The organism is Streptomyces panaciradicis, assembly GCF_023516615.1.
Lineage (GTDB): Bacteria > Actinomycetota > Actinomycetes > Streptomycetales > Streptomycetaceae > Streptomyces > Streptomyces panaciradicis.
Genome location: NZ_JAMGBF010000220.1, coordinates 1 through 13,153 on the forward strand (window position 1 = coordinate 1; position 13,153 = coordinate 13,153).

A 13,153-nucleotide genomic window follows, 5' to 3' on the forward strand; every position below is an offset into this window, starting at 1 on the left:
CGTCTCGGTGGCCCTGGAGCTGCTCACCAAGCCGTCCCTGATCTTCCTGGACGAGCCGACCTCGGGTCTCGACCCGGGCATGGACCGCGATGTCATGCAGCTGCTGCGCGGCCTCGCCGACGACGGCCGCACGGTCCTCGTCGTCACCCACTCCGTGGCCGAGCTCGCCCTGTGCGACAAGCTGCTCGTGATGGCCCCGGGCGGCGCGGTCGCCTACTTCGGCCCGCCCGAGGAGGCGCTGAACTTCTTCGGCTACGACACCTGGGCCGACGTCTTCTCCGCCTTCGAGAACTACCGCGACTACGACTGGGCCGGACGCTGGAAGGGCTCGCAGCACTACCAGATGTACGCCGCGGACATCGACGCCGTTGCGCCGCAGTCCGTACAGATGCCTCCGATGCAGGCGATGAAGCCGCCGAAGCCGCAGGGCTGGATGAGCCAGTTCGGCACGCTGGTGTGGCGCTACATGTCCGTCATCGCCTCCGACAAGGGCTTCCTGGCGCTGACGGTGATCCTGCCGCTGGTCCTGGGCTCGGTCAGCCTGCTCATCGACTCGGGCAAGGACCTGCTGGTCAACACGGAGATCAACCCGACCACGCAGCAGCCCGTGCCGAACGGCACGGCCACTACGGTGCTGCTGATCCTCGCGGTCGGCGCCTGCTTCGCCGGCGCCGCCAACTCCGTCCGTGAGCTGATCAAGGAACGGGTCATCTACGAGCGGGAGCGCGCGACGGGCCTGTCCCGCTCCGCGTACCTGATGTCCAAGGTGTTCGTGCTCGGCGTGATCACGGTCCTGCAGGGTCTGATGGTCGGTGTCATCGGCTTCGCCAGCCGCACCGTCCCGGACAAGGGCGTGGTCCTCGGCAACGCGGTGCTCGTCGAGCTCTGCCTGCCGATCATGGCGCTGGGCTTCACCTCGATGATGTTCGGCCTGATCATCTCCGCCCTGGTGAAGACCTCCGAGAAGACCATGCCGCTGCTGGTCATGTTCGCGATCGTCCAGGTCGTCTTCACCGGCTGCCTCTTCGCGCTGAACGGCGCGATCGGCGTCAACCAGTTCTCGTACCTGATGCCCTCGCGCTGGGCCGTCGGTGCCGCGGGCGCCACGCTGGACTTCAACCGGATCGCCCCGCCGGGCAAGGGCAAGCCCGACGACCCGCTGTGGGCGCACAGCGCCGGCGCCTGGACCCTGGACATGGTCGCCCTGATCGTCCTCGGCGTGATCTGCGCCTTCTTCGTGGCCCGCTTCCTGCGCCGCCACGAGCCGGAGGTCATGCGCAAGTAGGGCCTTGAACGACCCCGAAGGGCGGCACCCGTCAGGAGGTGCCGCCCTTCGGCGTTCACGGGCTGAGGTCCGCGCTGACCTCAGTACGCGCTGTTGACGTTGTCGATCGTGCCGTACTTGTCGGCCGCGTAGTTGGCGGCGGCGGTGATGTTGGCGACCGGGTCGTAGATGTTCCAGGACGTGCCGGCGACGTGGTAGGCCGTGAAGGTCGGCGGGATGACCTGCAGCAGGCCCTTCGACGGGATGCCGTTGATCGCGTTGATGTCCCAGTTGTTGATGGCGTTCGGGTTGCCCGAGGACTCCCGCATGATGTTGCGGTACAGACCGTTGTACGAACCCGGGATGCCCTTGCTGTGCATGATGTCGAGGGCGTGGTTGATCCAGCCGTTCAGGTTGTTGCCGTAGCTCTTCACGGCGGCCTTCTTCACGGCGGCGCGCTTGGCGGAGCGGCTCGCGGCCTCCTTGGCCCGGCGCTCGGCCGCGGCCTTCCGCTGAGCGGCGGCCTTGGCGGCGGCCGCGGCGGCGGCCTTCTTCTTCGCGACGGCCGCTGCGGCGGCCTTGGCGCGGGCGTCGGCCTTCGCCTTGGCGGTCTCGGCCTTGATGCTGTCGACGGCGAGCCGGTCGGTGACGCTGGCCTTCACGTCCTTGATCTGCTCGGTGCCGTAGGCGACCTTGGCCGTGGAGGCGGCCTCACTCGTGGTGGTCTCGGCGCTGCTGGGCACCGCGGAGAAGGCGAGGGCGGCGGCACCGAGGGTGGCGACACCGGCGAGCGCGATCTTGTGGTGGCGGGTCAGCGCACGACTGTGACCGCGGGTGTTGGTGTTCTTGGGCATGACAGACGGACCTCTTCGAATAGCGCGGAGGTCGCTCGACGTCCTGCGGGGGACTCGGGTCCTTCCCGCACGAACGCCGCGGGCGGAACCCGCGGCGCTGAGCGACGGCTGCCATTCTTAGCGGCCGCAAAATCACCAGGCAAAGATGTGACGTACGATCCCGGGTAGTGGATCAGGGAAGGGCAAATCGGGGCAGACTGGACCGTCCCTGCCGCTCATCACGTGAGTCTTCATCTCCTACCCACCTTCGTACGTGACCTGCGCCCTATGCGCGGGCTCACATGGCCCCTGAGGTTTCCTCACCAACAGTTGCTGGCGCAATGCTGTGCGTGAGGGTCCTCCCGCGGGAGGATGAGATGGACGTCGCCGAACTCGTGCCACAGGTACCGCCCGCGCAGCGCCTCCTCGTACGCGCGGTCCACCGCCTCCCGCCCGGCCACCGCCCGCAGCATCAGCAGATGCGAGGCCTCCGGCTCGTGCAGCCCGGTCAGCAGCCCGTCCACCACCCGCACCCCGCGCTCCGGGGTGACCACGAGATCCGTCCACCCCTCACACGCGCGGACGACACCGTCGGCGCCGGCCGCCGACTCCACCGCCCGCACGGCCGTCGTCCCCACGGCCACGACCCGCCCGTCCCCGGCTCGCGCCGCGTTGATCAGCCGCGCCGACGCCTCCGGCACCGAGAACCGCTCCGGATACGGCGGCTCGTGCGACTCCGCCGACGCCACCCCCGTGTGCAGGGTGATCGGGGCGAACTGCACGCCCCGGCTCACCAGCTCCGCCACCAGCCGCGCGGTGAAGGGCCGCGCCGCGCTCGGCATCTCCGCGCTGCCCGCCCCGCCGGCCGCCGGCAGCGCGAACACCGTCTGGTAGACCGACAGCGGCTGATCCCGCTCCGTGTAGGAGTAGCGGATCGGCCGGCCGTGCTCCCGCAGCATCCCCGGAACCCCGGCTCCGGCCGCCCGAGCCCACCACAGGCGCTCGCCCCGCGCGCTCAGCGGCTCCTCCAGGACCAGCCGCACACCCCCGGGCAGCCGCACCTCCGTCCCCGCCGGTCCTGCCGCCCCCTTCGTCCAGGGAGCGCTCCGCGTCCACCCCGGCGCCAGCGGGCGCGTGGTGCCCCTCCCGTCCGGTTCCCGCAGCTCCACCGCCCATCGCCCGTCGTCCCCGCGCGTGGAGAAGTGCACCACCACGCGCGCGTGGCCGACCCGCCCGTCCACGGCGGCGGCCAGCGTCGGGGAGGTGTTCACCACCAGCAGATCCCCGGCCCGCAGCACGCCCGGCAGCTCCCTGAACGCGTGGTGCGACACCTCCGTCCCCCGCGACACCAGCAGCCGCACGGCATCCCGGTCCAGCCCCGGCCCGCGCTGCTCGGCCGGGACACGCGCCGACAGCTCCTCAGGCACCCTCACCGCGAGCGTCATCGCCCCTCCACCAGCAGCGAGAGGGCCGCGTACCGCCCGCTCGCCGGGCGCTCGTCCAGCAGCCGCAGGAACGCCGGCACCACCCCGGCCGGCGCCGGCCGCGGATCGTCGTCGTCCGGTACGGCGGCCGCGTACAGATCCGTCGCCATGTCCCCGGGGTCCACCGCCCACACCCGCAGTCCCGGCTCCTCCTCGCCGAGCACGGCCGCCAGATGGTCCAGCGCCGCCTTGGAGGCCCCGTACCCGCCCCACGTCTCGTACGCTTCGGCGGCCGCGTCCGAGCTGACCGTGATCACCGTGCCCGCCTCGGACGCGCGCAGCAGCGGCAGCGCCTCCTGGACCAGGCCCAGCGCGGCCACCACGTTCACCTCCAGCGCCCGCCGCAGCCCCTCCAGGGGCAGCGCGTCCAGGCGTACGAGAGGCTCGGCGCCCAGCGCGCTCGCGTTGCTCACCAGCAGATCGACGCCGCCCAGCTTCTCGGCCGCCGCCACCAGCTCGGCCCGGTGCCCGGCGTCCGTGACGTCCCCGGACACCGCCGTCACGCGCGTGCCGTGTGCCTCCAGCTCCGCCGCCGTCTCCCGCAGGACCTCCGTCGTCCTCGCGTCGAGCACCAGGTCCCAGCCCCGGGCGGCCAGGGCCCCGGCGAGTGCCCGCCCCAGCCCCTTCGACGCCCCCGTGATGATCGCTACCGGCATGACTCCACGTCCCCTCGTCGAAGCCGTCCCGCGACGGCCTGCCCTCAACGTAGGAACCGGCCCGCCCGGCCCGCCTCGGACGCGGGGCGCAAAGCGAGGGGCCCTTCGCCCTAAGCCGCCGGTCGGGGGCGACGGGCCTACGCCGCGCGACCTAGGCCCACCGCCCCAGCTGCCGCCGTCACAGGTCCGATCCGCGCTGTCACACCCCGCCGGTACCGTGAGGTCATGAGTCAAGGCCCCCGGTCCGGCCTGGCAGCGGTGAGCGCCGCGCTGCTGGCCATGAGCAGGCATCTCGAGGTGCGCGACGTCCTCAAGACGATCGTCGCCTCGGCCCGCGAGCTGCTCGACGCGCAGTACGCCGCACTCGGCGTCCCCGACGACCACGGCGGCTTCGCCCAGTTCGTCGTCGACGGCGTCAGCGCCGACCAGTGGGCGGCCATCGGCCCCCTCCCGCGCCAGCACGGCATCCTCGCCGCCATGCTCCAGGAGGCCAAGGTCGAGCGCCTGGCCGACGTGCGCAAGGACCCCCGCTTCGAGGGCTGGCCCGCCGCCCACCCCGACATGTCCGACTTCCTGGGCCTGCCCGTCCGGGACGGCGACGAGGTCATCGGCGCCCTGTTCCTGGCCAACAAGAACTGCTCCAGGCCCAGCGGCGGCTGCGGCTTCACCGCGGAGGACGAGGAACTGCTCGCCATCCTCGCCCAGCACGCGGCGATCGCCCTCACCAACGCCCGCCTGTACGAACGCAGCCGCGAACTGACCATCGCCGAGGAGCGCTCCCGCCTCGCGCACGAACTGCACGACGCGGTCAGCCAGAAACTCTTCTCCCTGCGCCTGACCGCCCAGGCCGCGGCCGCCCTGGTGGACCGCGACCCCTCCCGCGCCAAGGGCGAGCTGCAGCAGGTGGCCGCGCTCGCCGCCGAGGCCACCGACGAACTGCGCGCCGCGGTAGTCGAGCTGCGCCCGGCCGCCCTCGACGAGGACGGCCTCGTCGCCACCCTGCGCACCCAGATCCAGGTCCTCGACCGCGCCCACAGCGCGCGCGTGAGCTTCGACAGCAAAGGGGTGCGCGCCCTGCCCTCCGCCCAGGAGGAGGCGGTCCTGCGCGTCGCCCAGGAAGCCCTGCACAACGCGCTGCGGCACTCCGGAGCCGATCATGTGGACGTGACCCTGACCCGGCGCGGCACGGCGGCGGTCCTGCGGGTGACGGACGACGGCGCCGGCTTCGACCCGCACGGCATACGGCGGGCCGGCCGCCACCTCGGCCTGGTGTCCATGCGCGACCGCACCAGCGGGGTCGGCGGCCGGCTGACCGTGGAATCGGCGCCCGGCAAAGGCACCGTGATCGAGATGGAGGTCCCCGGTGGCTGACGCAATCAGGGTGCTGCTCGTCGACGACCACCAGGTGGTCCGCCGCGGCCTGCGCACCTTTCTCGAGGTGCAGGACGACATCGAGGTCGTGGGCGAGGCCGCCGACGGTGCCGAGGGAATCGCCCGCGCCGAGGAGCTCAGGCCCGACGTCGTCCTGATGGACATCAAGATGCCGGGCATGGACGGCGTGGACGCCCTGCGCAGGCTCCGGGAACTGGACAACCCCGCGCGCGTGCTGATCGTCACCAGCTTCACCGAACAGCGCACGGTGGTGCCGGCCCTGCGCGCCGGCGCCGCCGGGTACGTCTACAAGGACGTGGACCCCGACGCCCTCGCCGGCGCCATCCGCTCGGTGCACGCCGGGCACATCCTCCTGCAGCCCGAGGTGGCGCTCGCCCTGCTGTCCCAGGAGGAGGCGAACTCCGCCCCGGGCCGAGCCGGGTCGCTCACCGAGCGGGAGCGCGAGGTCCTCGGCCTGATAGCCGACGGGCGGTCCAACCGCGAGATCGCCCGCACCCTCGTCCTGTCCGAGAAGACGGTCAAGACCCATGTGTCGAACATCCTGATGAAGCTCGACCTGGCGGACCGGACGCAGGCCGCGCTGTGGGCCGTACGACACGGTGTGACCGGCTGAAACGCGGCGCGAGCGCCGGTGCGGCACGGCAACACGGAGCGTCCCGCTCCGGACCGAGATTCATACCGTCGTGGGAATGTCCCCCGAATGGCGCAACCTCCGGGGGGTGTCGCCGTTCTCCAGTGCGTGCTGCGGCGACTGCCGCGGCCATCGCTAGGAGGACTCAGAAGTGAAGAACCTGAAGAAGGCAGCGGCCGTGACGATGGTGGCCGGCGGTCTGATCGCCGCGGGAGCCGGGATGGCCTCCGCCACCACCGGCGGCTCGCACGCCGACGGCCAGGCCGTGGGCTCGCCCGGCGTGCTGTCGGGCAACCTCGTTCAGGCACCGGTCCACGTCCCGGTGAACGCCGTGGGCAACAGCGTCAACGTCATCGGCGTGCTGAACCCGGCCTTCGGCAACCTGGGCGTCAACCACTGACGTCCGCCCCACGGCGTGCGGTGATCTCCGGCCTCCCGGGCCCAGCCCGGGAGGCCGTCCGGCTGTCAGGGGGCGGGACTCACCGCATGCCCCGCTCCCGCTCCTCCACATACGCGTTGTACGCGGCGACCTGGGCCCGGCGCGCCGTCCGCTCCACCGGCCGCAACGCCTCCGCCCGCGCCCCCATCTCCGCCGAACTCACCGCGCCGCCATGACCGTTGCCGTAGGCCAGGGACACCAGCAACCCCACCCGCTGCGCCAGTTCCAGCACGCGGACCGCCCGCGGCGGATACCCCGGCGCCAGCACCTCCCGGCCTCGCTCGGCCCGCGCCCGGTACGCGTCGATCGCCGCCTCCGCCACCGGCCCCGACCCGGCGACGTCCAGCCGCGACAACACCTCCGTCGCCTCCCGGAGCGCCTCCGCCAGCTCCCGCTCCGCCTCACCGAGCGACGGCACGTCGGCCGGGGGAGCCTCCCGCACCGGCAGACAGTGCCAGACCACCTCGACATGCACATCACCGTCGGGACCGGCCTCGTACACCTCCGGCACCAGCCCCAGCGCGGCGCCGTGACAGACCACCGCCTCCTCGGCGTCCATCGCCCGCGCGTTGAACTCCGGCGGCCCGCTCAGCCCCAGCGGATGCCCCGGGGCCGGCAGCGCGACCCGCAGACCGGCCACCCCCAGCGCCCGCAGCCGGCCCAGCCCCAGCGTCAGCCCCACCTGCCCCGGCTCACCGGGCAGCCCTTCCATCCGGTGCACGGCGTCCTCGCCGACGATCGCGAGCACGGCGTCGTCCGGAGAGACAAGTCCGGCCAAAAGGGCGTTTCCCCAAGCGGCAAGGCGTCCTGAGCGCGGTTCCGAGAGCATGCCCCCACCCTAAGGACCGGACCGATGGAATGGAGGGGCCGACCAGTGGCGTAGATTTCTTCGAGGGCTGCGCCCACAAGCGCACGCGACAGCCGAGACGCCGACCCGAGACCGGTCACACTGCAAGGGGAGACAACGCGCTCATGAGCGATGTTCTGGAGCTTCAGGACGTATCCGTGGTCCGGGAGGGCCGGGCTCTGGTGGACCAGGTCTCCTGGTCGGTCAAGGAAGGCGAGCGCTGGGTCATCCTCGGCCCCAACGGCGCGGGCAAGACCACCCTCCTCAACGTCGCCTCCAGCTACCTCTACCCCAGCAAGGGCACCGCGACCATCCTCGGCGAGACCCTCGGCAAGCCCGGCACCGACGTCTTCGAACTGCGCCCCCGCATCGGCGTGGCCGGCATCGCCATGGCCGACAAGCTCCCCAAGCGCCAGACCGTCCTGCAGACCGTGCTCACCGCCGCGTACGGCATGACCGCCGGCTGGCAGGAGGAGTACGAGGAGATCGACGAGCAGCGTGCCCGCGCCTTCCTCGACCGCCTGGGCATGAGCGACTACCTCGACCGGAAGTTCGGCACCCTCTCCGAGGGCGAGCGCAAGCGCACCCTCATCGCCCGCGCCCTGATGACCGACCCCGAGCTGCTCCTCCTCGACGAGCCCGCCGCCGGCCTCGACCTCGGCGGCCGCGAGGACCTCGTACGCCGCCTCGGCCGCCTCGCCCGCGACCCGATCGCCCCCTCGATGATCATGGTCACCCACCACGTCGAGGAGATCGCCCCCGGCTTCACCCACGTCCTGATGATCCGTCAGGGCAAGGTCCTCACCGCCGGTCCGCTGGAGCTCGAACTCACCTCCCGCAACCTCTCCCTCTGCTTCGGCCTGCCGCTCGTCGTCGAACAGGCCGGCGACCGCTGGACCGCGCGCGGTCTGCCGCTGACCTGAGCCCCTTGCGCCCTGTCCGTCAAGGGACTTGCGGTCATACCATGACCATGTGAACGACATCGACGCATGGGTGTGGTGGCTCGTCGGCGCGGCCGCGCTCGGAATTCCGCTCGTGGTCACGGCGATGCCCGAGTTCGGCATGCTCGCCGTCGGCGCCGTCGCCGCCGCGGTCTTCGCCGGACTGGGCTTCGGCGTCGTGGCCCAGGTCCTCTCCTTCGTCGTCGTCTCGGTCGCACTCATCGCCGTGGTACGGCCCATCGCGCTCCGGCACAGCGCACAGCGCCCCCAACTCGCCACAGGCGTGGACGCGTTGAAGGGCAAGCAGGCCGTCGTACTGGAGCGCGTCGACGGCTCCGGCGGCCGGATCAAGCTCGCCGGAGAGGTCTGGTCGGCCCGCGCCCTCGACACCGAAAGCGCCTACGAAGTAGGCCAGGAAGTGGATGTCGTGGAGATCGAGGGAGCGACCGCCATCGTCATCTGACCTCGTAGGACTCAACTGATACGAACAGCCCACGAGTTGTACGACGGTCTGTCAGACTCGACCAGCAAGATCTTCAACAACCATAAGATCTTCCGAGAGCGCCGAGGCGGAGAAGGGTACGGGGAACGACGATGGAACCGGTCATCATCGTCCTGATCATCCTGGTGGTGTTGGTCTTCATCGCCCTGATCAGGACAATCCAAGTCATCCCACAGGCCAGCGCGGCCATCGTCGAGCGCTTCGGCCGCTACACGCGGACACTCAACGCGGGCCTCAACATCGTGGTCCCGTTCATCGACACCATCCGCAACCGCATCGACCTGCGCGAACAGGTCGTCCCGTTCCCGCCGCAGCCGGTGATCACCCAGGACAACCTGGTCGTGAACATCGACACGGTCATCTACTACCAGGTGACCGACGCGCGGGCCGCGACCTACGAGGTCGCCAGCTACATCCAGGCCATCGAGCAGCTCACCGTCACCACACTCCGCAACATCATCGGTGGCATGGACCTGGAGCGGACCCTGACCTCCCGCGAGGAGATCAACGCGGCCCTGCGCGGCGTCCTCGACGAAGCCACCGGCAAGTGGGGCATCCGCGTCAACCGCGTCGAACTCAAGGCGATCGAACCGCCCACCTCCATCCAGGACTCGATGGAGAAGCAGATGCGCGCCGACCGTGACAAGCGCGCCGCGATCCTCACCGCCGAAGGTACGCGCCAGGCCGCCATCCTCACCGCCGAAGGTGAGAAGCAGTCCCAGATCCTGCGCGCCGAGGGTGAGGCCAAGGCCGCCGCCCTGCGCGCCGAGGGCGAGGCCCAGGCCGTCCGCACCGTCTTCGAGGCCATCCACGCCGGCGACCCGGACCAGAAGCTCCTTTCCTACCAGTACCTCCAGATGCTCCCGAAGATCGCCGAGGGCGACGCCAACAAGCTCTGGATCGTGCCCAGCGAGATCGGCGACGCCCTCAAGGGCCTGTCCGGCGCCATGGGCAACTTCGGCCCCATGGGCGGCGGTTCGGGCGGAGGGGGCGGCTCGGAGAAGGCGACCGAACGCCGCGAGAAGCCGTCGATCGACTGACGTAGGCCCCCTGGCACATGACTGGGGCCCGCCTCCCTCAGGAGGCGGGCCCCAGTTCCACGTCCTGCGCCCTACGCCGCGTCCCGCGCCAGCCAGTCCGGCAGCGCGTCGAAGTCCTCGGTGCCGAGAGCCAACAGCATCGCATCGGCCGGAGTCGGCTCGAACGGCTGCCGCAGCAACGGCATCCCCGCCTGCTCCGGAGTCCGGTCCGCCTTACGGTGATTGTCCTCCGCGCACGAGGCCACCGTGTTCAGCCAGGAGTCCTGACCACCCTGCGCCCGCGGCACCACATGGTCCACCGTCGTCGCCCTGCGCCCGCAGTACGCGCACCGGTGCCGGTCCCTGACCAGCACCCCCCGCCTCGACCACGGCGCTTGTCTTCGGAACGGCACCCTCACGTACCGGCACAACCGGATCACCCGCGGCGCCGGTATGTCCACATCGGCACCGCGCATGCGCAGTTCGGGGTGGGCCTGCTCGACGACGGCCTTGTCCTGCAGCACCAGCACGACGGCGCGGTTCAACGTCACCGTCGACAGCGGCTCGAAGCTCGCGTTCAGAACCAGTGTGTCCCGCATTCCAGCCCACCTCCCGTGCAATCGGCCCACCCCGCGGCGGGCTGGATCAACTCTGGCCGGGCACGCCGAGATGGACAACGCAATAAAAAATGCCCGCCTCTGATCAATTCCAAGACCAGAGGCGGGCAAACGTTCCATGAACGTCAGTCTTCGGCGGGCACCTCGTACTCACCGACGACATGCGCCCGGGCGATCGCGTGGAAGCGCAGGTTGAAGCCCACGACGGCCGGAGACGCGTCCGCGTCCGGACCGAGCTTCTCCTGATCCACCGCGTACACCGTGAACACGTACCGGTGCGGCCCGTCCCCGGCGGGCGGAGCGGCACCGCCGAAGTCCTTGGACCCGTAGTCGTTGCGCGCCTGGACCGCGCCGTCGGGCAGCCCCTCGAACTTGCCGCTGCCCGCACCGACCGGCAGCTCCGTCACGGAGGCCGGGATGTCGAACACCACCCAGTGCCAGAACCCGCTGCCCGTCGGCGCGTCGGGGTCGTAGCAGGTGACGGCGAAGCTCTTGGTCTCGGCGGGGAAACCCTCCCACCGCAGATGCGGCGAGGTGTTCCCGGCCGCGTAGACCTGAGCGTCCTTGAGCGTGGCGCCTTCCCGCACGTCCTCACTCGTGACCGTGAACGACGGCACGGGCGGGTGGAAGTCGTGGGGGAGCGGCCGCCGCTTGAGCTCGGACACCTCGGTACCTCCTGATCGGTTACGGAATCAGTGGTTCCCGAGCCTAGAACCAGTTGCGCTTGCTGCCGACCTCGGACAGCCACTGGTTGAGGTAGCCGGCCCAGTCGGTCCCGTGGAAGTCGTTGAGCCCCACCTGGAACGACCGGAAGGTGTCACTGCCCTCGCTGAACAGCCCCGGCTTCTTGTCCATCTCCAGCACGACGTCCATCGCGTGCTCGTCGGCCACGAAGCTCAGCTCGACCTGGTTCAGCCCCCGGTACTGCGACGGCGGGTAGAACTCGATCTCCTGGTAGAACGGCAGCCGCTGCCGCGTGTTGCGGATGTGCCCGCGCTCCATGTCCGCGTTCTTGAAGCGGAAGCCCAGCTGGATGAAGGCGTCCAGGATCGCCTTCTGCGCCGGCAGCGGGTGCACGTTGATCGGGTCCAGGTCGCCGGAGTCGATGGCCCGCGCGATCGCCAGCTCTGTCGTCACACCGATGTTCATCCCGCGCAGCGCCTGCCCGTCGATCATGGTGATCGGCGTCTCCCACGGGATCTCCAGCCCGAACGGCACGGCGTGCACGGCCCCGGCCTGCAGCTCGAAGGCGCCACCGAGCCGCACCTTGGTGAACTCGATGTTCTGCTTGTACTCCTCGTCGCCGCTCTCGACCTCGACCTTGGCCTGCAGCCCCACGGACAGGCCCTCGATCTCCTGGTTCACGGACCCGCCCTGGATCCGCACCTCACCCTGGACGACGCCGCCCGGAACGGTGTTGACCTCGGTCAGCACCGTCTCGACCGAAGCCCCACCGGCCCCCAGACTCGCGAGCAGCTTCTTGAACCCCATGTCTCTCCCTCTACGTGCGGTGCGTGCGGACCCTTGATCCCTGTAAACGCGATCCGGGCACGGCCGGTTCCGCCCCACACCCTCGCAAGGAGACGGAACCTTGACCAGCCCTTGGCATCCACCCGCCTGGACTACCCTCGGACGGCATGATCGCGCCCACGGACCGTACGCCACTCCCCAGGGAGTTCTTCGACCGCCCCGTCCTGGAAGTAGCCCCGGACCTCCTCGGCCGCATCCTGGTCCGTACGACCCCCGACGGCCCGATCGCCGTCCGCCTCACGGAGGTGGAGGCCTACGACGGCCCGAACGACCCCGGCTCCCACGCCTATCGGGGCCGCACCGCCCGCAACGACGTGATGTTCGGTCCGCCCGGCCATGTGTACGTCTACTTCACCTACGGCATGTGGTTCTGCATGAACCTGGTGTGCGGTCCCGAGGGCCGGGCGAGCGCGGTCCTGCTGCGGGCCGGCGAGGTCGTCGAGGGCGCCGAGCACGCCCGCAAACGTCGACTCTCGGCCCGGAACGACAGGGAACTGGCCAAAGGCCCGGCACGCCTGGCCACGGCCCTGGGCGTCGACCGCGCCCTGGACGGCACGGACGCGTGCGCCGTCGGCGAGACCCCCCTGAGGATGCTGACCGGCACCGCCGTCGGGTCCGACCAGGTAGTCAACGGCCCGCGGACCGGCGTCGCAGGTGAAGGGGGTGTCCACCCCTGGCGCTTCTGGGTCGCGGACGATCCGACGGTGAGCCCCTATCGGGCCCACGTGCCCAGGCGCCGCCGAAGTTGACGCGCCCTTGCGAGGTGCGTAATGTAGCCCGAGCCGCTTGAACCGGGTACGGCGTTCGCCAGCAGCCGGAAGCGGCCAAACCACTACCTACGATCAACCCCTGGCGGGGTCGAATTCGTCATGTCTTCATGCCTGAATTCGAACTCGCGGAACTCGATTATGAGTTTCCCGGAGGGATCGGCTAACGTAGTGAATGTCGAAAGGCCCCGCCGGCAGGGAATCAGGCCCGAAAGGATCTGATAGAGTCGG

At 70.5% G+C, this 13,153-nt stretch carries 14 protein-coding genes and 1 pseudogene; 8 read left to right on the forward strand and 7 right to left on the reverse strand.

Features of this window, described 5'->3' with window-relative positions; genetic code table 11:
- Positions 1-1,285, forward strand: a 1,285-nt coding sequence (locus M8J74_RS41505) for an ABC transporter permease (RefSeq protein ID WP_249841349.1), incomplete at its 5' end; no start/stop codon positions are given.
- Positions 1,286-1,365: 80 nt separating this feature from the next.
- On the opposite strand, the gene M8J74_RS41510 is transcribed toward M8J74_RS41505, so the two are convergent.
- The 3 genes from M8J74_RS41510 to M8J74_RS41520 all read right to left on the reverse strand — a co-directional run bounded on the left by M8J74_RS41510 (position 1,366) and on the right by M8J74_RS41520 (position 4,237).
- A complete protein-coding gene (locus M8J74_RS41510; protein WP_249841350.1) occupies positions 1,366-2,118 on the reverse strand; it encodes a transglycosylase SLT domain-containing protein in 753 nt (250 codons plus the stop codon).
- A gap of 299 nt (positions 2,119-2,417) precedes the next feature.
- Positions 2,418-3,542, reverse strand: coding sequence for an S-adenosylmethionine:tRNA ribosyltransferase-isomerase (locus tag M8J74_RS41515; protein ID WP_249841351.1), 1,125 nt, complete (start codon positions 3,540-3,542; stop codon positions 2,418-2,420).
- The gene (locus M8J74_RS41520; protein WP_249841352.1) at positions 3,539-4,237 is read right to left on the reverse strand and encodes an SDR family NAD(P)-dependent oxidoreductase; all 699 of its coding nucleotides are present in this window, start codon (positions 4,235-4,237) and stop codon (positions 3,539-3,541) included. The genes M8J74_RS41515 and M8J74_RS41520 overlap by 4 nt, the downstream gene beginning before the upstream one ends.
- A 225-nt stretch (positions 4,238-4,462) precedes the next feature.
- On the opposite strand from M8J74_RS41520, the gene M8J74_RS41525 reads away from it, so the two are divergent.
- The 3 genes from M8J74_RS41525 (at position 4,463) to chpE (ending at position 6,660) form a co-directional block, all read left to right on the forward strand.
- Positions 4,463-5,608: a GAF domain-containing sensor histidine kinase gene (locus M8J74_RS41525; protein ID WP_249841353.1), complete on the forward strand. Its 1,146-nt coding sequence runs from the start codon at positions 4,463-4,465 to the stop codon at positions 5,606-5,608.
- Positions 5,601-6,242 (forward strand): response regulator, encoded by a 642-nt coding sequence (locus tag M8J74_RS41530; protein WP_058926172.1) that lies wholly within the window; start codon positions 5,601-5,603, stop codon positions 6,240-6,242. Before M8J74_RS41525 ends, M8J74_RS41530 begins: the two co-directional genes overlap by 8 nt.
- Before the next feature lie 169 nt (positions 6,243-6,411).
- A complete protein-coding gene (gene chpE / locus M8J74_RS41535; protein ID WP_058926173.1) occupies positions 6,412-6,660 on the forward strand; it encodes a chaplin ChpE in 249 nt (82 codons plus the stop codon).
- 79 nt (positions 6,661-6,739) lie between these two features.
- On the opposite strand, the gene M8J74_RS41540 is transcribed toward chpE, so the two are convergent.
- On the reverse strand, positions 6,740-7,528 hold the full coding sequence (locus M8J74_RS41540; protein ID WP_249841354.1) for an Rv1486c family protein: 789 nt from the start codon (positions 7,526-7,528) through the stop codon (positions 6,740-6,742).
- 143 nt (positions 7,529-7,671) lie between these two features.
- Between M8J74_RS41540 and M8J74_RS41545 the strand changes: the two are divergent.
- From M8J74_RS41545 to M8J74_RS41555, 3 genes and pseudogenes are all read left to right on the forward strand, one after another.
- Positions 7,672-8,202, forward strand: a pseudogene (locus M8J74_RS41545) (ABC transporter ATP-binding protein); the annotation flags it as partial.
- A 316-nt stretch (positions 8,203-8,518) separates the two neighbouring features.
- Positions 8,519-8,950 (forward strand): NfeD family protein, encoded by a 432-nt coding sequence (locus M8J74_RS41550; RefSeq protein ID WP_249841356.1) that lies wholly within the window; start codon positions 8,519-8,521, stop codon positions 8,948-8,950.
- A gap of 131 nt (positions 8,951-9,081) precedes the next feature.
- Positions 9,082-10,029, forward strand: a complete 948-nt coding sequence (locus M8J74_RS41555; RefSeq protein ID WP_058926177.1) for an SPFH domain-containing protein — start codon at positions 9,082-9,084, stop codon at positions 10,027-10,029.
- Between the two features lie 71 nt (positions 10,030-10,100).
- Here the strand turns inward: M8J74_RS41555 and M8J74_RS41560 are convergent, their stop codons facing one another.
- From M8J74_RS41560 to M8J74_RS41570, 3 genes are all read right to left on the reverse strand, one after another.
- The gene (locus M8J74_RS41560) at positions 10,101-10,607 is read right to left on the reverse strand and encodes an HNH endonuclease (RefSeq protein WP_249841357.1); all 507 of its coding nucleotides are present in this window, start codon (positions 10,605-10,607) and stop codon (positions 10,101-10,103) included.
- A 143-nt stretch (positions 10,608-10,750) separates the two neighbouring features.
- Complete coding sequence (locus M8J74_RS41565; RefSeq protein ID WP_249841358.1) at positions 10,751-11,290, reverse strand: YbhB/YbcL family Raf kinase inhibitor-like protein; 540 nt, start codon at positions 11,288-11,290, stop codon at positions 10,751-10,753.
- A gap of 43 nt (positions 11,291-11,333) precedes the next feature.
- On the reverse strand, positions 11,334-12,116 hold the full coding sequence (locus M8J74_RS41570) for a sporulation protein (RefSeq protein ID WP_058926179.1): 783 nt from the start codon (positions 12,114-12,116) through the stop codon (positions 11,334-11,336).
- Positions 12,117-12,262: 146 nt separating this feature from the next.
- On the opposite strand from M8J74_RS41570, the gene M8J74_RS41575 reads away from it, so the two are divergent.
- Positions 12,263-12,904, forward strand: coding sequence for a DNA-3-methyladenine glycosylase (locus M8J74_RS41575; protein WP_249841359.1), 642 nt, complete (start codon positions 12,263-12,265; stop codon positions 12,902-12,904).
- The last annotated feature ends 249 nt before the right edge of the window (positions 12,905-13,153 follow it).

Coding starts and splice junctions, on each gene's coding strand:
- M8J74_RS41510 (WP_249841350.1), bottom strand. CDS start 2,118: ATGCCCAAGAACACCAACACCCGCGGTCACAGTCGTGCGCTGACCCGC.
- M8J74_RS41515 (WP_249841351.1), bottom strand. CDS start 3,542: ATGACGCTCGCGGTGAGGGTGCCTGAGGAGCTGTCGGCGCGTGTCCCG.
- M8J74_RS41520 (WP_249841352.1), bottom strand. CDS start 4,237: ATGCCGGTAGCGATCATCACGGGGGCGTCGAAGGGGCTGGGGCGGGCA.
- M8J74_RS41525 (WP_249841353.1), top strand. CDS start 4,463: ATGAGTCAAGGCCCCCGGTCCGGCCTGGCAGCGGTGAGCGCCGCGCTG.
- M8J74_RS41540 (WP_249841354.1), bottom strand. CDS start 7,528: ATGCTCTCGGAACCGCGCTCAGGACGCCTTGCCGCTTGGGGAAACGCC.
- M8J74_RS41555 (WP_058926177.1), top strand. CDS start 9,082: ATGGAACCGGTCATCATCGTCCTGATCATCCTGGTGGTGTTGGTCTTC.
- M8J74_RS41560 (WP_249841357.1), bottom strand. CDS start 10,607: ATGCGGGACACACTGGTTCTGAACGCGAGCTTCGAGCCGCTGTCGACG.
- M8J74_RS41570 (WP_058926179.1), bottom strand. CDS start 12,116: ATGGGGTTCAAGAAGCTGCTCGCGAGTCTGGGGGCCGGTGGGGCTTCG.
- M8J74_RS41575 (WP_249841359.1), top strand. CDS start 12,263: ATGATCGCGCCCACGGACCGTACGCCACTCCCCAGGGAGTTCTTCGAC.